Annotated in this window: 19 protein-coding genes, 2 tRNA genes and 2 pseudogenes; 7 read left to right on the top strand and 16 right to left on the bottom strand. The window is 68.3% G+C overall.

From position 1 onward, the window contains the following. Positions 1-134: 134 nt before the first annotated feature. Positions 135-683 (bottom strand): SSI family serine proteinase inhibitor, encoded by a 549-nt coding sequence (locus F0344_RS17060; RefSeq protein WP_185299606.1) that lies wholly within the window; start codon positions 681-683, stop codon positions 135-137. A 215-nt stretch (positions 684-898) separates the two neighbouring features. Here F0344_RS17060 and F0344_RS17055 point away from each other — a divergent pair. Both F0344_RS17055 and F0344_RS17050 read left to right on the top strand, forming a co-directional pair. Next, positions 899-989 (top strand) — tRNA-Ser (locus F0344_RS17055). A 239-nt stretch (positions 990-1,228) separates the two neighbouring features. Next, a tRNA-Arg gene (locus F0344_RS17050) sits at positions 1,229-1,301 on the top strand. A 78-nt stretch (positions 1,302-1,379) separates the two neighbouring features. On the opposite strand, the gene F0344_RS17045 is transcribed toward F0344_RS17050, so the two are convergent. The 10 genes from F0344_RS17045 to F0344_RS17000 all read right to left on the bottom strand — a co-directional run bounded on the left by F0344_RS17045 (position 1,380) and on the right by F0344_RS17000 (position 7,642). Next, the gene (locus F0344_RS17045) at positions 1,380-2,615 is read right to left on the bottom strand and encodes a site-specific integrase (protein WP_185299605.1); all 1,236 of its coding nucleotides are present in this window, start codon (positions 2,613-2,615) and stop codon (positions 1,380-1,382) included. Beyond that, on the bottom strand, positions 2,603-2,809 hold the full coding sequence (locus F0344_RS17040) for an excisionase family DNA-binding protein (RefSeq protein WP_185299604.1): 207 nt from the start codon (positions 2,807-2,809) through the stop codon (positions 2,603-2,605). Before F0344_RS17040 ends, F0344_RS17045 begins: the two co-directional genes overlap by 13 nt. After that, positions 2,809-4,212 carry a replication initiator protein RepSA gene (repSA, locus tag F0344_RS17035; RefSeq protein ID WP_185299603.1) on the bottom strand — a complete coding sequence of 468 codons (1,404 nt, stop codon included), beginning with the start codon at positions 4,210-4,212 and terminating at the stop codon, positions 2,809-2,811. The genes F0344_RS17040 and repSA overlap by 1 nt, the downstream gene beginning before the upstream one ends. A 4-nt stretch (positions 4,213-4,216) precedes the next feature. Continuing rightward, positions 4,217-4,399, bottom strand: coding sequence for a hypothetical protein (locus F0344_RS17030; RefSeq protein ID WP_185299602.1), 183 nt, complete (start codon positions 4,397-4,399; stop codon positions 4,217-4,219). 90 nt (positions 4,400-4,489) lie between these two features. Then, the gene (locus F0344_RS17025; protein WP_185299601.1) at positions 4,490-4,774 is read right to left on the bottom strand and encodes a hypothetical protein; all 285 of its coding nucleotides are present in this window, start codon (positions 4,772-4,774) and stop codon (positions 4,490-4,492) included. Positions 4,775-4,788: 14 nt separating this feature from the next. Next, on the bottom strand, positions 4,789-4,977 hold the full coding sequence (locus F0344_RS17020) for a mobile element transfer protein (protein WP_185299600.1): 189 nt from the start codon (positions 4,975-4,977) through the stop codon (positions 4,789-4,791). After that, positions 4,974-5,162 (bottom strand): hypothetical protein, encoded by a 189-nt coding sequence (locus F0344_RS17015; protein ID WP_185299599.1) that lies wholly within the window; start codon positions 5,160-5,162, stop codon positions 4,974-4,976. Before F0344_RS17015 ends, F0344_RS17020 begins: the two co-directional genes overlap by 4 nt. A gap of 12 nt (positions 5,163-5,174) precedes the next feature. Beyond that, positions 5,175-5,831, bottom strand: coding sequence for a DUF2637 domain-containing protein (locus tag F0344_RS17010; RefSeq protein ID WP_185299598.1), 657 nt, complete (start codon positions 5,829-5,831; stop codon positions 5,175-5,177). 126 nt (positions 5,832-5,957) lie between these two features. Continuing rightward, on the bottom strand, positions 5,958-7,310 hold the full coding sequence (locus F0344_RS17005; RefSeq protein ID WP_185299597.1) for an FtsK/SpoIIIE domain-containing protein: 1,353 nt from the start codon (positions 7,308-7,310) through the stop codon (positions 5,958-5,960). A gap of 2 nt (positions 7,311-7,312) precedes the next feature. After that, positions 7,313-7,642 (bottom strand): SCO3933 family regulatory protein, encoded by a 330-nt coding sequence (locus tag F0344_RS17000; protein WP_185299596.1) that lies wholly within the window; start codon positions 7,640-7,642, stop codon positions 7,313-7,315. A 160-nt stretch (positions 7,643-7,802) separates the two neighbouring features. Here F0344_RS17000 and F0344_RS16995 point away from each other — a divergent pair, with 160 nt between their 5' ends. Then, on the top strand, positions 7,803-8,594 hold the full coding sequence (locus tag F0344_RS16995; protein WP_185299595.1) for a GntR family transcriptional regulator: 792 nt from the start codon (positions 7,803-7,805) through the stop codon (positions 8,592-8,594). Then, complete coding sequence (locus tag F0344_RS16990; protein WP_185299594.1) at positions 8,594-9,259, top strand: YdcF family protein; 666 nt, start codon at positions 8,594-8,596, stop codon at positions 9,257-9,259. Before F0344_RS16995 ends, F0344_RS16990 begins: the two co-directional genes overlap by 1 nt. Positions 9,260-10,809: 1,550 nt before the next feature. Here F0344_RS16990 and F0344_RS16985 read toward each other — a convergent pair. Continuing rightward, positions 10,810-11,088: pseudogene (locus F0344_RS16985) on the bottom strand (ATP-binding protein); the annotation flags it as partial. A gap of 3 nt (positions 11,089-11,091) precedes the next feature. Next, positions 11,092-11,244: pseudogene (locus tag F0344_RS35850) on the bottom strand (DNA primase); the annotation flags it as partial. Between the two features lie 172 nt (positions 11,245-11,416). Between F0344_RS35850 and F0344_RS16980 the strand changes: the two are divergent. Continuing rightward, on the top strand, positions 11,417-12,181 hold the full coding sequence (locus F0344_RS16980) for a hypothetical protein (protein ID WP_185299593.1): 765 nt from the start codon (positions 11,417-11,419) through the stop codon (positions 12,179-12,181). 388 nt (positions 12,182-12,569) lie between these two features. Here the strand turns inward: F0344_RS16980 and F0344_RS16975 are convergent, their stop codons facing one another. The 3 genes from F0344_RS16975 to F0344_RS16965 all read right to left on the bottom strand — a co-directional run bounded on the left by F0344_RS16975 (position 12,570) and on the right by F0344_RS16965 (position 15,304). Beyond that, the gene (locus tag F0344_RS16975) at positions 12,570-13,766 is read right to left on the bottom strand and encodes an NAD(P)/FAD-dependent oxidoreductase (RefSeq protein WP_185299592.1); all 1,197 of its coding nucleotides are present in this window, start codon (positions 13,764-13,766) and stop codon (positions 12,570-12,572) included. Between the two features lie 103 nt (positions 13,767-13,869). Continuing rightward, the gene (sigJ, locus tag F0344_RS16970; protein ID WP_185299591.1) at positions 13,870-14,814 is read right to left on the bottom strand and encodes an RNA polymerase sigma factor SigJ; all 945 of its coding nucleotides are present in this window, start codon (positions 14,812-14,814) and stop codon (positions 13,870-13,872) included. Positions 14,815-14,824: 10 nt separating this feature from the next. Next, entirely contained in the window at positions 14,825-15,304 is a 480-nt protein-coding gene (locus tag F0344_RS16965) for a GNAT family N-acetyltransferase (protein ID WP_185299590.1), read from the bottom strand. Positions 15,305-15,378: 74 nt separating this feature from the next. On the opposite strand from F0344_RS16965, the gene F0344_RS16960 reads away from it, so the two are divergent. Both F0344_RS16960 and F0344_RS16955 read left to right on the top strand, forming a co-directional pair. Continuing rightward, positions 15,379-16,284, top strand: coding sequence for a DUF2797 domain-containing protein (locus F0344_RS16960; RefSeq protein ID WP_185299589.1), 906 nt, complete (start codon positions 15,379-15,381; stop codon positions 16,282-16,284). A 32-nt stretch (positions 16,285-16,316) separates the two neighbouring features. Beyond that, the gene (locus F0344_RS16955) at positions 16,317-17,189 is read left to right on the top strand and encodes an amidohydrolase family protein (protein WP_185299588.1); all 873 of its coding nucleotides are present in this window, start codon (positions 16,317-16,319) and stop codon (positions 17,187-17,189) included. Positions 17,190-17,309: the final 120 nt, after the last annotated feature.

The following is a 17,309-nucleotide window of genomic DNA, read 5'->3' as shown; positions in this document are numbered from 1 at the left end:
TATGAGGGGGAGCTCTCACCAAGGTTCTGTGCGAGCGGTGTACGCCTGGGGCGTGACCTGTGACTGTCCGCGCACCGTGTGACGTGCGCGGACAGTCGGCGGCCGGGGTCTCGGGAGGGGCGGGTGGAGAGCTGTCAGACGGTGGGCACAACCGGAATCAGGTTGTTCCAGCGCGAGATCTCGCAGCCGTTCACCCGGTTCAGATGTGCGGAGACGGCCCGCCCCTGCCAGGTTCCGGCGATCCGGGCGGTGGCGGGTCCGCCGTGGATCTGGGTGCACATGGCGTCCTTGGGCGTCGGCAGGAACGGGTTCTCGTCCGCCGCGTACGCGTCCGCCAGCCGGTCGCAGGCCGCCTGGGCCTTCGCGTGGGTGCCGCCCGCCCTGTCCGGCCCGCACACGAGCTCGAAGGTGCCGTCGGCGGACGGGTCCCCGGAATCCGTGACGGTCACGGTCATCCGCACGCTGACCTCCTGGCTGCCGCGGGGGCTCTGACCGCCGTGACCTCCCTGACCGCCCTCCGGGCTTCCCTTCCCTACCTGACCCCACGGGTCCTGCGGGTCGTCCAGGAACAGGGGCACCGGCAGCAGCGGTACGGGGACCGGTGGCAGGGCGGTCGCCCCCGGCGCGGCGGCGGCGAGTAGGGCGAGAGAGGCGACAGCGGTGACGGTGAGGCGACGCAGCATGCGGGGCTCCTGTGCTCTGGACACGATGTGCGGCGGAACGGGCGGGGGCGGCGCCCCCGCCCCCTCTAACGCTCCGCACGCCCTGACGATGCGCAACCGCTGCGGTGCTTTGCCCTGGCACCCGCCTGCCTAGTACGGTGGACCGCGATTGGTGACAGCGCGCTCGTCTGTGTCATCATCTGCAACGCACCACCCGCGCTTGCGCGGGGTGTGCTGGAGGCGTCGCCTAGTCCGGTCTATGGCGCCGCACTGCTAATGCGGTTTGGGTCTTAAAGCCCATCGAGGGTTCAAATCCCTCCGCCTCCGCTCTCATCCGAAGCCCCGTGCCCCTGGCACGGGGCTTCGGTCGTCTCCGGCCGCCGACGACTCCGTACGGGTGAGGAAGGCCCTTGCCTCGCAGCGCTCCCGAGACGGCCTTTTCGCAGCTCAGGACTGGTGGAGCTAATGGATTTCGCGTGACGGCGCAGGTCATGTAATGTTGTTCTCGCAACGCCGACGGGGCACAGAAGCCCGGGAGGCAAGCCAGCGGTTCACACCAACGGCAGGCACTCGTAGCTTAACGGATAGAGCATCTGACTACGGATCAGAAGGTTGCAGGTTCGAATCCTGCCGAGTGCACAGCAGGCCAGAGGCCCTCAGGAGAAATCCTGAGGGCCTCTCGCGTTGCCCGTACAGCAGCGAAGTACAGCAACCGTGTCAGCCGGTACCGCCCATCGCGTCGGACAGCTTCCCAATTGCGTCGCGCACCGCGTCCTCGCTCGCTTCGGCGTAGACCTCCATCGTCATGGCGATCTGCGAGTGCCGAAGGATGCGCTGAGCGATCTTCGGATGCACCTTGAGCGCGACCAACAGCGAACTGCATGTGTGCCGGGTGTTTCTCAGTGGGATCACTCGCAGGCTGGCACGACGAGCGCGCAGCGCGAACATCCGGGTGAGATTCCCCGGCTCGATCGGAGTGCCGTACTTAGTCGTGAAGACCAGGCCGTGCGCGTCCTGCCAGAGTTCGCCCGCGGCTTTCCGGTCGCCGAGCTGCTGAGCGCGGCGCATCCGAAGCGCCTTGAGGCAGAGCGCCGGCAGCGGCAAGAAGTCGTCGGAGTCCTCCGTCTTGGTCTCACGGTGGAGGATCTGACGTCCGGCCCGCTGGATCTGGTGATCCACGTACAGTTCACCGGCCTCGAAGTCGATGGACTTCCACGTCAGCCCCAGGACCTCCCCGCGGCGCAGGCCGAGCGTCAGCACGAGGACCCAGGCTGCGAAGAGGTGGTCATCACGGGCCGCCGCGTCCGCGAGGAACTGTCCGGCCTCGGCGACGGACCACGGCTTGATCCGACGGCGACGAGGTTTGGGCACCTTCACCAGCGAGGCGACGTTCTTGCCGATCTCCTCTTCTGTGACCGCGTGGGTCAGTGCAGCGCGCAGAGCATCACGGGAGGCTTGGATCACCCGTCGGGATGGATACGACTCGCAGCAATCCCCGACCGCGCAGCACTTCCGGCGAGCCGGTGCCCTCTTGGCATCCTTGTCCTGAGCGCAGCACTGGCAGATGGTCCCCAACTTGGTCAGCCACTCGCGTACGTCCCGCACGGTCAGCTTGTCTAGCCGCTTACCGCCGAGATGGGGAGCGATGTAGAGCCGGACGTAGCCCTCGTACGAGACGTACGACAACGGGGCGAGGTTGGGCTTCACGATCGAGTCGAGCCAGTAGGCCAGGAAGGCGTCCAGGGTGCGGTGCCGGGTGGCCACCGGCCCTTGCTTCGCTGCGGCGTGGAGGTTCAGCCACTTGTCGTGGACCTCATCGCGCGTCTTGCCGTATGCGTACTTCCTGGCACGCTTGCCGTCAGGCTTGGTCACCCAGACATAGGCCGCGAAGCCGTTCTTGTACGGGTAGATGGACCCTTCTCCGTTGCCGCGCTTGCCGGTCATGCTGCCCACCCATCGGCGTCGCCGGTGACGCGCTGGACGTACTCGTCCACCCAGGCCGGGAGGATGCGGCGGTTGCGGCCGACCTTTACCGAGCGGATCTCACCGGTGAGCACGAGCATCTTCGTCTTGGAGAGCCCGAAGCTCAGCATCTCGGCCACCTCGGCCGTGGTGTGCCACTTCCGCTCGATCACGGTGGTGGTCATCAGCATTCCTCCCCTTCCAGGGCTTGCAGTTCGGCTCGGTGTTCGCGGGCGGTGTCGCGGTTGTGTTGGATGTCGCGGTGGATGTTGGCGGCGAGCCAGGATTCGCCGGGGGTGTGGCCGTGGCCGGCGTAGGCCCAGTGGGCGAGGGTGAGGGTGGTTGCTTCGGGGTGGTCGTCGGGGTCGGGCAGGCCGAGGGCGGCGCGTTGCTGGTTGGCGCGGTAGTCGGCGCGGACCTGGCGGAGGGCGCCGAGGGTGGTGGAGTAGCGGCGGGATTTGGTGGAGAAGTGGCCGCGGAAGCCGAGCATGTGGGCCCAGTCGCGGAGCTTGCGATCGGGATAGGCGTGGTGGAGGTCAAGGCACGCTTCGATCAGGCGTCGGGGGTGATCCGGGACGCCGAGGAGGATCAGGGCTTCTTTGTTGCCGATGCGGTGGTCGACGGTGCCGGTGGTCTCGGCTGCTTTGGTGGCGTACTTGGCGACGTAGGAGGCCACGGCCTGTTCGGTGAGGTCTTCACCGTTGCCGAAGGCGCCGATGGGCTGGACGTCGAGCTGAGTGCCCCAGCGCAGCACCCAGTCATTGGCGATCCCGGCAGCCGGATTGGCCGGCACAGTGACTTCGACCCGGGCGGCAGCCGCGTGGATCGCGTCGTCGAGCAGGTCGAGGGTGGCCCAGGCCGGGGGCGGGGAGTCGGGGCCGTCTGGTCCGTCGAAGCGGATCACCGCGTGGAAGTGGACCGCGCCGCGCTTTTGGTACTCGGCGACCTTCCCGAACGACAGCCGGGACTGTTCGCGGGCCGCCTTTTGGGTGAGACCGGCTCGGCGTGCAATCTCGCGACGCAGGTAGATCGTGAAGTAGCGCCACAGATCGGAAGCGTGGTTGTTCCACAGCACCGCGCCCGCGTAGTCGTACGTCCTGGGGTCGATCGGCTTGCCGAGTTCGGGGGCGGTCTCGGGATGGTGGATGCCGCAGCGGCAGGGCCGGTTCCCGGGCCGGTTGTGGACAGGCCCGAACGAGGGTGCGGTGAGGGTGGCGAAGACCCGGGGGTGATCGCGGATGGTGTGCGGGGTGCCCTTGTCCGGGTCTCCAGTGAGTCCGGCGTGGATGAGGTGGTAGGTGTCTCCGGCGTAGGTCCAGGCGCAGGCGGGGCAGCGGGAGGCGCGGCGGTTGCCGCAGGCGATCCGTAACCGGCCACCAGGCTCGGTATCGGTCGTGTAGTGGTGCAGGAGGGTGCCGGTTGCCCGGTCGGTGGTCTTGGTGGCGCCGGTCAGGTGGATGGGCTGAGCGCATCCTCCGGTACGGCGGATCTGTTCTTCCCAGCGGTCAAAGCCGGTGGACCCGGCCACCCTCAGCACATCGCTCAGGGTCGCCGGGTCCAGGCCCGCCGCGGTGGCGGTGTCGGTCACGCGGTCACTTCCCGGAGCGGGCGTAGGCCCGGATGAGGTTGGTGTGGCCGGTCCCGTTGCAGGGGAGGCAGGTCGCGGTGACGGTGCGGCGCTGTCCGTTCGAGGTGCTCTGGCCGGTGGTGATGGCGACCTGGGGGAAGCCGTCGCAGTGGGCGCAGATCGGCCGGGGCCTGGTGTGCTGGGACATGATGGGATCTCCCTTTCGGGTCTGCGTGATCTGGAAGGTGTTGAGGCGCCCGGGGCGGCGGAAACTTGGCGGTTGAGGCCGCCCCGGGGGCTACTTGCTGCGGTGCTGGGGGCGCTTGAGCGTGAGGCCCAGGCCGCCGGTGGCTGAGAGAACGGCGACCGTCGCGACAGCGGCAACGTGCAGGGTCACGGCGATCATCAGGATGATCAGAGCGATTCCGCCGGTGATTGTGATGGCCAGCAGGATGGGGCCCGTGTAGTTGCGGGGCGCAGCGCGGACGATGACGATCTGTTTCGGGTCGGTGCCGGGCGGGAGCTGTCCGAGCAGGTCGGTCGGGATGTGACCGGCGTTGAGCTGGTCTTCGGGGTAGCGCACGGGGTCACCTCCGGTCAGGGGTTGCAGCGGTGGGTTCGGGCTGCGAGTTCGGCGGCGGCGCGGTTGAGGTAGTCGGCGGAGAAGTTGCAGCCGGGGGCGGTGCAGGCGGCGGTGTGCTTGGTGCGGCCGCGTCCGTCGTGGTGGGTGCCGACCTGGACGGGGCCGATACGGGTCACGTTGGTGAAGCGGTTGGGGCGCGTCATGCCGTGCCGCCGGTGGTGCCGGTGAAGTCGTCGGCGTGGTCGGTGAGCCAGGCCTGAATCTCGGGGTGCTCGTCCGGGGTGGCGGAGCGGATCGCGGACTCGCCCACCTCCATGCCCTCGACGAGGCGGTTGTTCCGGGTGAGTTCGGCGGACCGTTTCAGGGCCGCGCGGATGGACGGACGCATGATCAGTTCCTCTCAGGTGAGTTGGGCGGTGATGGCGTCAGCGAGCTGGGCCGGGACGCCGAGCCGGGCACGAAGGGTGGCCGGGTCGATCCGGTTGCCGGTTGTGGCGTGGTGCTGGTCGGCGACCTTGCGGGCGTGGTCGAGCAACGCCGGAGGAACAGCCACAGCCGGAGTAGGGGCCGGAGCGGGTGCGGGCGGGAGTTGCGGGGCGGGGTCGGGAGCGCGCTCCACCGTGACGTCCGGGGCCTGCTCGGCATCGGGTTCGGCCAGGGCCGCAGCAGCCGGAACCGGTTCGAAATCGGCCGGCGCATTGGGTGCGTGGGCGAGGAGGGTTCCGCCGAGGAAGGCGAGGGCGGGCCATCCGGCGACGAGGATGCGGAGCCAGGCCGGTACGTCGGCCAGGTCGAGGAGTCCGGCGGTGGCGATGTTCGCGCCGAGGGACGCGGCCAGCGCGATCACGAACCAGATCCACGCGGCCCGGTTGTCGGCGTGGGTACGCATACGGCGCCAGGCGGCGACGAGCAACAGATCCACGCTGATTGGGTAGGCCCATGCCTTCCAGCCGTCTTGCCCGGCCGCTTGTGCCAGGTCGTGCAGGTGGGAGAAGGACAGGGCACCGGCGATCACGGCTTGGATCAGTACGGCGTCCAGGCGCAGGGTGCGGGACATCGGGTTCACCTCCGTTTCGGGGTGGGACCGGGGCCGGGCGGGATGATGGGCCGACCGCCCAGCGCCGGACATGGGTGGGGTAGGGACCTGGCGAGGCGGTCACGCCAACCGAGGAAGGTGCGGGTGTTACTCGGTGACCGGCACCGGAATGACCAGCGGCGGAACACCAGCCGGAGCAGTACGGACGACCGGCCGGAACGGAGTCAGAGCCGGGATGTCCGGGGTCAGGTGCGCGTATTCGTGGCAGACAGCCACGGCGTCGGCGGCGCTCATTTCGGGGGTGCGGATGCGGGACCAGCCGCCGGAGGAGTCACCGGCCACGGCCACACCGGGGTGATCCGGCGGAATCGTCGTGGCAGCGAAGACCGCTTCCGGGGCGATGTCGCCCAGGCCCATGTCTGCGGTTTGCTTGTCGTTGACGCGGTGCACGACACGGCCGGTGAGCTGAGCGCGGAGCATGGTGGCGCCCTTGCCGAGTTCGGAGCCGAAGCGCTGTCCGCAGACCTCCAGGTAGATGCCGACCGCCCGGGCCATCTGCGCGAGCCGGACCAGGTGCATCACCATCTGGTCGCGCCGTTCCTCGTCCTTCTTCGCAGCGACCAGGAACAGTTCGGCCACCTCGTCCACCAGGACGACCAGCGGAACCGGCCGAACCTTGACGGGCAGTTCCCACAGGTCGGAGACGCCGTGCGCGCTGAGGATGTCGAAGCGGTCTTCCATCTCCCGGACCAGGACTTCCAGCAGGCTCGATGCTTCTTCCGGAGTGACGGCGAGGGCGGACAGCCGGGGTGCGTAGCCGCGCTGTTCGACACCGCGCTTGCAGTCGATCCCGACCAGTCCGACCGGGAGTTTCGCCAGACCGGCGATGAGGTTGCGCTGATACATCGACTTGCCCGACTGATTCGCCCCAAGGGTCAAGGCGTGCGGGATCTTCTTGTAGTCCCGGACGAACGCGGTCCCGTCCTCCCGCAGTGCCACCGGCACCACCATCGGGCCGGACATCAGCTTGCGGGGCAGGCGGCGCGGCATCTTTACCCGCCGCAGCACGTCGTAGCCGGTCATTCGCAGCTCTACGAACCCGGGCTTGATCTCCACGACGTGGACGGAGTGGACGCCCCAGGCGTGCCGGAGCCGTTCCGAGGCGGCAGCCACGTCCGCGGGTTCCAGGCCAGCGGGAAGGCGGAGGGTGACCCGCATCCCGGTGGAGGAACCCCGTACACGGCGGACACTCGGCGGGACGGGCTGCACATCCTGGCGACGGGCCACGTTGCGGACCATGAACGCCCGCAGGCGGGAGGGCTGAACCGTCAGCCCGCACACATCCATCGTGGATCGGTAGGTGAGGGAGAACCGGACCCGTGCCACCGGCAGACCGGCCAGCGACCAGAACACGCGAGGAGCGCGAACCTTCGCATACCCGAGACCACCGGCAGCCGATAAGGCCCCCGCGATCTCAATCACCGTGGCGACATCCGACATGGTCAGGCACCCGCCGTGATGGCCACCGCACGGAAGCTGATCCCGTGGCGGGTCTGGCCGTTGAACGTGTTCTCCCAGTCCCGGGCCTTCAACCCGATCACCGTCACCGGCGTCCCCGGGTTCAGGTTCTCCGGGACACCCGTGCTCGGCACGGTCACCTGGTAGAGGTTGCCCTCCCCCTCGTCCGAGATCAGCAGACCCACCGTCGCGAGGGGGGCACCGGTCTCCCGGTCCATCGCGATCTCACCGGTCTGCTTGCTCACGAGCTTCGGGGTCGGGGGCGTCGCCACGAACACGACAGCGGTCGAAACGTCGATCTTGAAGGACGGCATCTGAATACTCCCTGGATTGAGTGGAGCAGCCCAAAGAGGGCTCCAAGAGACCCGCTGTCCTAGGACTGCGAGCCGCTAAGCAAGATGATGACTCGTAGTCCTGGGACTGTCAACAGTCCTGGGACTGTGTTTGACTTGGTTCCGACGAGAGGGGTCCGGGATGGCGCCCAAGTGGCGAGAGCTGGCAGACAAGCTGGCCGAACAGATCAGGGGCGGTGACTACGCTCCGGGTGCGCAGCTTCCGCACATCCGGAAGCTTGTGGAGGCGGGTGAGGGTTCCAAGTCCACCGTCCACGCCGCCTACAAGGCTCTCGAAGCTGAAGGTCTGGTCACTTCATCCCGCGGGCACGGCACGGTCGTGCGCCAGCAGGTTCCCCTCAAGCGACTTGGTATCGCTCGGTACGACAAGGCCAAGTGGCGCGATGGCGACGAAGTGGCGTTCATCGCGGACCGTGTAGCAAGTGGGCGTTCCTACCGCCGGAACGAGCAGACGCAGACTGTCAGCCTGGTGGAGGCTCCACCCGCCGTATCGGAAGCGCACGGCCTGCCTGCAGGGGCTGAGGTGTACGCGCGGGCGCGACTTGTGAAGGAAGGCGAGCAGCCCACCCACACTTTGACGAGTTACTACCGGCCCGAACACGTTGAGGGAACCCGCATCGTTGACCCGACTCCCGGGCCCGCCGGCCGGGGCGGAGGGTTCCGCGTGCTCTACGACGCCGGTTACGAGATCGACCACATGAAAGAGCGGGTCTTCGCTCGGGCCGCCACACTGGACGAGTCAAAGCTTCTCCAACTCCCGCCGGGAGAGCCAGTCGTTGAACTGCACCGGACGACGTACACGGCCGACGGCACGGTAGTGGAGTTCGCCATTGGAGTGCACGCGGCATCGCGCTTCGCCTGGGAATACGAGTTTCAGGTGCCTGACTCAGCGACGGACAAGGAAGACTCGTAGTGATCTCTGCACAGGACTGGGCTGACGCGCGGCGCATTTGGGACTACCACCAGATGGGCCACACCCTCCAACCCTGTTCCGTTGCCATCGGGCTCGGCAGCCATGACCTGGGAGTGGCCGACACGTCGGCAGACCTGTATCAGCGCGGATTGGTGCCGCTCCTGCTCTTCACCGGAGCCACGAGCCCCACGACCAGGGAGCGGATGCCCCGAGGGGAAGCAGTCCACTACCGAGAGCGGGCACTCGAATTGGGTGTTCCCAGCTCAGCTGTCCTCGTGGAGCCGAGGGCACGCAACACGGGTGAGAACATCCGCTTCTCGCGGGAAGTGCTGGAGCAAGCGGGCGTCCAGGTGGCCTCTGTCCTGCTGATCAGCAAGCCGTACGAGGAGCGGCGGGCATACGCCACTGCCCGCAAGCTGTGGCCTGAGGTGGAGATCGTCAGCGCTTCGACGCCGATGACTCTGGACGAGTACGTGGATTCCATCGGTGACGCACGTCTGGTGATCGACATGCTCGTGGGCGCATTGCAGCGACTGATGATCTACCCGGATCAGGGATTCATGATCAGCCAGCCCGTACCTGCCGACGTAGCCGAGGCGTACCAGCGACTCCGCCAAGCCGGTTTCACCAGTCGACTCCTCTCGATCGATTCGCCCTCTGCTTGAACGACGCCGAGAGCTGTTACAGGTTTCTCTACCTCATCAAGGCACCCGGCTGCGCTCCGCTCCGCCGGGCGCGCTTCCCGGCTCTGGCTGCGCCCGCGCTCCTGCCTTCGGCCCGCTCGGCGCTGCCGCCGCCGACGCGCGCCCGCAATGGACAGGCCCGAAGGGCATGAGACGAGAACCAAGCCCGCGGCTTCAAGACATGCCTCCGGCGGGGGCGCTACGGCACCGGGATGGCGATGGCGCCGTTCGCGAGTGCCGGCGGATTCGTGGTGAGCGTCGTGGGCTCCCATCCCGACCACCTTCGACCCAGGCAAAAGCCGAGCAGTCGCGGCCCAGGGCGTCAAGGTCGTTCGTACAGTGGCGCGCTCCACCTTGACGCCCTGAACCACGACCGCTCCACGGAGTGTGGGTCGAAGGCGGACGGGATGGGAGCCGGGGTGAGTGGTGGGTTGGCGTACGTGGTGAAGGTGGGGGAAGCGGCGCTACAGTCCCGGGACATGAAGCCGGGGAGACTGAGGCAATTCAGCGCGTCGTTCATCTCGATAGTCAGGCACATCGTCCGGCGCCCTTTGCTGGTCCTGGTCCTCGTGCTGATCTGCGTGGGGACCAGGTGGCTCCAATCCACGTTGCCGCAGCCATGGGACGGCCTGCCTTTCGGGTTCGGCTTCCTCGCGGCTGTGTGGTCCATCCGATCGACCCTTCCTCGCAGCCAAGAAGATCAGCAGGCCGACGATTGAGCGTGCCCGTCGCGTCCCCGATACGGTCGCGGGGAGAAGCGGGAAACCACGGGGCGACTCAGCGAGGAACGTGTAGCCGTTGTCAAGACCACGTGCGGCGCCTGACATCACCGTCTGACACCAACAAGCACGAACAGCAGCGGTCGGTGCCGGATCGCAGTGGACGATCGTCCGAGGCGCAGGCGGGGTTGGTCGATGCTGACAGACCTCAGTGATCGACCTGATAAGGATGAGGCCATGCCTCATCCCTAGCAGGCATGGTGCGCCCACGGACACGTGGACGACGCTGAGAGCGCCGATCGCCGTATCCCACCTGGGGACATTTGAGGGAGCCTCCCCGGTACCGCCGTTCAGTGGAGGTGCCGACCGCTGGCCTCATGGAGGATGAGGGGGGCGGGGATCTACGGCCTGCAACATAGTCCCGAGGTGGCTCCCGGGGACCTTTATGCCCACCCCCCTTGACCGCGGACCTCGAAGGTTCTCTGACCGGTCTCTTTCCACCAGGCAATCTAGCAAGTGGCACTGACAACGGTCTGGCCCCAGGAGGAGCGACGGTGCCTGGCTGCTGTACAGCAGCGGAGTACCGCAACCAGAGCAACCGCGTCCGGCCGCTGGTGGCTCTCTGCGGTCTCGTAGCGGCAGGTATGACCGCCATTGACCGATTCGGCTAGAGCTACGGATCAGAAGGTTGCAGGTTCGAATCCTGCCGAGTGCACACAGCTCAAAGGCCCCCTGGACATCGTCCAGGGGGCCTTTGACATCAGTGGGTGACATCAGCGGGTGACTTCAACGCGCCCGGATTCCACGATCAGGGGTGGGCTGGACGTCCTGGCTGAGTGCGAGCGCTTCGATCAGGTCCAACGCCTCCTTGAGTGACGTCCCGTTGAACACGCCGACCCCGTCGTTGAAGAGGCCGACCATGAGTTCCTGTCGGTGGCTGCCCGTCGTGCCCTGGGAGCGGATCGGGCGGGCCACGGGGTGCCCGTTGCGCTGCGCGTAGACGGTGCCCCCAGTGGTGCGGAAGTACCGGAAGTGGGACTGCGCGTAGTCGGTGATGACCTCACGGGCCGGGGTCTTCTCGTCCTCCGACATGGCTCACATCCCCAGAGCTGTGCGGGCGTCGGTCCACGCCTCGGCGCAGTGCCGGGGAGACTCCCCCTTGGCCTGCGCGGCGGCGGACAGCCGCCCGACGTGCGTGTCGGTCAGGCAACCGCACCGACCATGAGCGGCCAGCACAGCCAGGAAGGTCGTAAGCGCGCTGATGTCGCGCCGGTTGACCGGGACTTCTGGACCGATGACGACCACCCCGAATCAGCCCTGTGTGATTCGCGGGTGTACAACCCTGTGTGGATGCCGACTGTCTGTAAGGCGCTGGAGAGATGAGCCTTCGGTGCCTTTCCGTACAGAGATTGGGGATCAGATGGGGAAGCAGGTCTGGAGAGTCGTCGTGGCGGGTGGTGCGGCGGCGGTGTTCACGGCCGTGGCCGCGGTGCCGGCCGGGGCGGCGGAGGGCGGGGTCTCGTTCACCCGTGTCCAGGTGAATGGCGGCAAGCCGATTGTGATCGGGGTGTCGAAGGAGGTCGCGGTGCCCGCCTCCTTCCGGATGGCGACCACTCACAAGTGGAAGTGGCCGGCGGTGTTCCTGTACCGCGGTGGTGCGGGTGATCGGCTGTGGCACGCCGTCGAGACGAGCGACTGCATCAAGGTGAGCTCGGGCGTCTGCGACTTCAACGAGAGGATGTACTTCGACCCGAGCGTATGGGACATGCGCAACAGCGAGGCAGGGGCCTGGAAGGTCGGGGCCGAGGTGTACTTCACGGGCGGCGGTGGTGACACCGACGACGAGGGTCTGACGGTCCACGTCCAGCGCAACTCCCGCCTGACCGTCAACGCCTCACCCGAACCGGTGTCCAAAGACAGCACCATCACCGTGACCGGGAAGGTCACGCGGGCCAACTGGGAGACGAGGAAGTACGCCTCCTACGGAGGCCGTCTGGTGAGCTTGCAGTTCAAGCCTGCCGGCGCCGTCTCCTACACCACGGTGAAGAAGGTGTACGCGAACGGCTCGGGTGATCTCAGGACGACCGTGAAGGCCTCCAAGACGGCTACGTGGCGCTGGGTGTACTACGGCAACACCACCACCGGGCCGTCGACGTCGTCCGGGGACAACGTCGTGGTGAAGTGATGTCCGCGGTGCTGTCGGGCCTGGTATCAGCGCCTGACATCAGCGCCTGACATCAACGGCCGTGTACATCGGCACCCACGCACGTACTGGTGTCCGCTCACGGGCAAGTCTTCTGCCGCGAGAGGCTGGCCGGCCTCAACGGCGCACCCGCCTACGGATCAGAAGGTTGCAGGTCCGAATCCTGCCGAGTGCACAGCAGGCCAGAGGCCCCAGGAGAAATCCTGGGGCCTCTGTCGTATGTCGTGACGCCTCTGTCGTATGTCGGTACGACAGTGTTCGACGGCGCCCTCGCCCCTTCTGTGAAACGGGCCCGATCCGCCTGCCTGGGGCGGGGTCTGAAAAGGGCGTCCGGGGGTGGGGCTCCCTGTGTGGGGGAGCCCCGGGTGGGTCAGGCGGACTCCCTGGCGGCCGGGGCGGCCAGGGTTCGTCCGTGCACGACGCGGCGGCGGCGGGCCGGTATTCCGAGTGTCGGGTTGGCGACGCCCCAGGCCGCGCCCTTGCAGACCAGTTCCTTGTAGAGGGCGGCGAACCGTCCGGTCAGGGCCGCTCCGACGGCACGGTCGTCGGCGGTGACGTACTGGATCAGGGCTTCCTTGCGGCCCAGCGAGATGCACTGGTTGAAGTAGCGGATCGGGGTGATCGGGAGCTTCCCACCGGTCAGACGGGCCGCGATGGCGTCGGCGCTCTGCCACGCGGTGGGTACGCCCGAGGCGCACGACATCCGCAGCGGCTTGTCGCCGGGGCCGGCCACCAGGGCCGCGTCGCCGATGGCGTACACGTCCGGGTGCGAGACCGAGCGCATGGTCGCGTCGACCACGATCCGGCCCGTGCCGGTGACCTCCAGAGCGGTGGCCTTCGCGATCGGGTGGACCGCGAAGCCGGTGGTCCACACGGTGACCGCGGCCGGCAGGGACGTGCCGTCGGCGGTGATGACGTGGTCGGCCTCCACACGGGTGACGACGGTGTGCTCGTGCACCGTGATGCCGAGCTTGCCGAAGACCTTCCGCAGGTGCCGGCGGCCCTTGGGCGACAGCCGGTCGCCGAGGTCGCCGCGGGCGGCGAGGGCGACATCGAGGTCCGGGCGGGTCTCGGCGATCTCGGTCGCGGCCTCCAGGCCGGTGAGGCCGCCGCCGACGACGACCACGGGCTGTCCGGCGTCCAGGCCGGCCAGCCGCTCGCGCAGCCGGAGTGCTCCGGGGCGGCCGGCGATCTCGTGGGCGTACTCGGCGGTGCCGGGGACGTCCTGGCTGTTCCAGCCGCTGCCCAGTGCGTAGACGAGGGTGTCGTACTCCAGTTCCTCGATGCCGTTCGCGCCGATGACGGCGACGGTCCTGCGGTCGACGTCGACTCCGGTGACCTTCGCGAGCTTCAGTTCGACGCCGGTGCCCGCGAACATCTCGCTGAAGGGCCGGGCTCCGAGGTCCTGGCCGACGGCCAGTTGGTGCATCCGGACGCGCTCGACGAAGTCGGGCTCGGCGTTGACGAGGGTGAGGGCGACGTCGTCGCGGTGCAGCCGCTTGGCGAGGCGCCCGGCGGCGACGGCTCCGGTGTATCCGGCTCCGATGACGATGATGCGGTGCTGCATGTCCTGACTCCTGTCTCACGCGGTTTCGCTACCTGAACCGGGCAGCCCGTCGATTCCTGACAGGAGTGCGATGTGAAGCACATCACGTCGCGTTCGGGCGCGATCAGAAGACGCGGAGCTGGGGCTCCCCGTGGTCGGTGGCCGCCCACCGAAGGGTCGCGCGTTCGAGCTTGTCGGGGTTGGCCTGGTTGCGGAACGCGGCGATGCCCTCGGGGGTGATCTCCAGGCACATGACGCCGATGACGCGGCCGTCGACGACCGCCACGACGGCGGGGGCGCCGTTGGCGGTCGTGGCGTAGATGTCGGCCGAGCCGCCGGCGAGGGTGCGCTTGGCCTTGCTGGGTTTGAAGAGGCCCCGCATGAACGTCGCGACCGCGAGGGCGCCCTCGAACGCCTTGGCACGGGCCGGGACCTTCCCGCCGCCGTCGCCGATCGCGAGGGCGTCTTCGGTGAGCAGCCGTACGAGGGGCTCCGTCCGGCCGGTGGCGGCGGCGGCGAGGAACTCTTCGACGATCCGCCGGGCGGAGGCCTCGTCGATCTCGGTGCGTGACCTGCCGTCCGCGACGTGCTTCTTGGCCCGGTGGAAGATCTGCTGGGCGGCGGCCTCGGTGATGGTGAGGATCTCCGCGATCTCCCGGTGCGGGTAGCCGAAGGCCTCCCGCAGGACGTACACCACCCGCTCGTTCGGGGAAAGGCGCTCCATGAGGGCGAGGACGGCGTACGAGAGCGATTCGCGCTGCTCGGCGGTCTCGTCGGGACCGAGCATCGGGTCCCCGGCGAGCAGCGGCTCGGGCAGCCACTGACCCACGTAGGTCTCGCGCCGGGCACGGGCCGAGGTGAGCTGATTGAGGCAGAGGTGGGTGAGCACCTTCGTCAGCCAGGCCTCGGGGACCTCGATGCGTTCGACGTCGGCGGCCTGCCAGCGCAGGAACGTGTCCTGCACGGCGTCCTCGGCATCGCTCGCGGAGCCGAGGAGGCGGTAGGCGATGGCCTCAAGGCGGGGCCTGGAGGCCTCGAACCGGTCCACGTCGTTCATGGTCAGAGCCATGGCCCGGATCCTAGCTCTCGTGGTGCTTCGTCCACGGTGATGCGTCGTTTCCTTCGAGTCGCAGCGTGATCCAGTGGACGGTGTCGCCCGGCAGCAGGTAGCGCTCCGTCTCGACGAAGCCGTGGTTCAGGGCGAACCGCAGGCCGTCCGTGCCGGAGGCCAGGACCACCGTCTCGATCACCTGGGCACCGAGGGTGCGGGCCCGCTTCAGGGAGCGTTCGTAGAGTTCGGTGCCGAAGCCCCGACGGCGGTGTTCGGGGAGGACGCGGGCGATGACGGTCGCGGTGAAGGTGTCGTCGGCCGGGGGACGGACGGTCGTGCAGCCCACGGGGACGTCGTCGAGGTAGGCGACCTCCAGGTGGTTGTGCAGGACACGTCCCCGTACGTCGTCGAGCGACAGGGTGTGGGCCGGAATGATCGCGTTGTGGACGTACTGCCAGTCCTTGAGCATGGCGTCGCCGACGGGCTGGTCGATTCGGAGGCCGGTCATCGGAACAGGATGCCCCACCCGTGGCGCCCGTACCGTGGGTGCGCCGACGTTTTCGTGGAGTGCGGGGGTAGCGCGTGGGATGGCGGTGTACCGGTCTTCGGTGGCCCGAGGGCGGGCCCGAGCTGGGGTGGTGCAAGGACGGTCCGGCCGGTGTCCGGCGGGTGAGTGTTCTCGCGTACGGGAAGGAGCTCGGGTTCCGGGCTGTCGGTGAGCGGCACTGCGTCGGGGCTCGGGGCAACGTCTGCCCGGTGGCTGCCGTGGTGCCGGCGCGCAGTACCGGGGCCCGGTGTCCCGAGTGCGCGCGGCTGGACCGGATGCATTCCGTCGCGGCCGACACGATCGCCGACGACCCGCGGACGTACCGCGTCTACCTCGCCTGGTTCGGGCCCGGGATGGTCAAGGTCGGCATCACCGCCGAGGAGCGGGGTGCGGCGCGGTTGCGGGAGCAGGGGGCGGTGGTGTTCAGCTGGCTGGGGCGGGGGCCGTTGATGGCCGCGCGCCGGACGGAGGAACTGCTGCGGGCCGCGCTCGGGGTGCCGGACCGGATTCCGTACGTGCGGAAGAGGGCGGTGCGGGCCGTGCTGCCGGGGGTGGAGGAGCGGGCCGCCGAGGTGGCGGAGCTGTATGGCCGGGCTGCGGCGCTCGAAGGGGGCGGGTGGCCCGAGTCGTTGGAGCGTCTGCCGTTCCAGGCCGTCGATCACGGCGCGGTGTTCGGCGCGGTGTTCGGGTTCGGCGTGGCGGCCGAGGTGACGCGGGCGGTGACCGGACTGGTCGACGAGGGCGTGGTGGCCGGACGGCTGGTGGCGGCGGCCGGGCCCGATCTGCATCTGGAGACGGGGGCGGGGGGTGTGACGGGTGTGGTGGTGCTGGACACGCGGCTGGTCACCGGGTGGGAGCTCACGGGGGCAGATGCGGGGGCGGGAGTGACGGTGCCCGTCGTCGATATCGGGGGTGGCGGGGTGCAGGGCGGGTTGTTCTGAGAGGGTCGGTGGGAGGAGAGGGAGGGGCCGGGGTGAGTGGTGACAGCTTGGACGTCGTGCGGTTCTGGGAGCGGCTCGGGCTTCCCGGGATCATCGACGTCCATACGCACTTCATGCCGGAGCAGGTGCTCCGCAAGGTGTGGGCGTACTTCGACTCGGTGGGTCCGCTGACCGGTATGGAGTGGCCCATCGCCTACCGGCACGCCGAGGAGGAACGGCTCGCGCTGCTGAGGTCGTTCGGGGTGCTCCGCTTCACCTCGATGCTCTATCCGCACCGGGCGGGGATGGCGGACTGGCTGAACGGCTGGGCCGCGGACTTCGCGGAGCGGGTGCCCGACTGTCTGCACACGGCGACCTTCTTTCCGGAGGAGGGCGTGGAGCGGTATGTGCGGGAGGCCGTCGATGCGGGGGCCCGGGTGTTCAAGTCGCACCTCCAGGTGGGGGCGTACGACCCGAACGACCCCCTGCTGGAGAGTGTTTGGGGGCTGCTCGCGGAGGCGGGCGTGCCCGTGGTGATGCACTGCGGGTCGGGGCCGGCGCCCGGCAGGTACACCGGACCTGAGCCGGTCGGGCGGCTGCTGGCACGCCATCCGCGGCTGCGGATCGTGGTGGCGCACATGGGGATGCCGGAGTACGCGGACTTCCTGGCGCTGGCGGAGAGGTATCCCGGGGTGCGGCTCGATACGACGATGGCGTTCACGGACTTCAGCGAGGAGTTCAGTCCCTTCCCCGTAGGGGAACGGGTGCGGCTCGCGGATCTCGGGGACCGGATTCTGCTGGGTACGGACTTCCCGAACATTCCGTACCCGTACGTCCACCAGTTGCGCGCTCTGGAGCGGCTGGAGCTGGGCGACGCGTGGTTGCGGGCCGTGTGCCATGGGAACGCGAGCGCCCTGTTTCGGTGAGTTCGTGAGTTCGTGAGTTCGTGAGTTCGTGAGTTCGTGAGTTCGTGAGTTCGGGGGTCCGGTGAGTCCGTTGAGGACGTCCGGCGCTTCTCAGGGAATTCACAGGAACGGGAAAGAGCT

Origin of the sequence: Streptomyces finlayi, from assembly GCF_014216315.1 — a bacterium.
GTDB lineage: Bacteria > Actinomycetota > Actinomycetes > Streptomycetales > Streptomycetaceae > Streptomyces > Streptomyces finlayi_A.
Note: the sequence above shows the minus strand (reverse complement) of the source record. Positions and strands in the feature narration are given on the sequence as shown.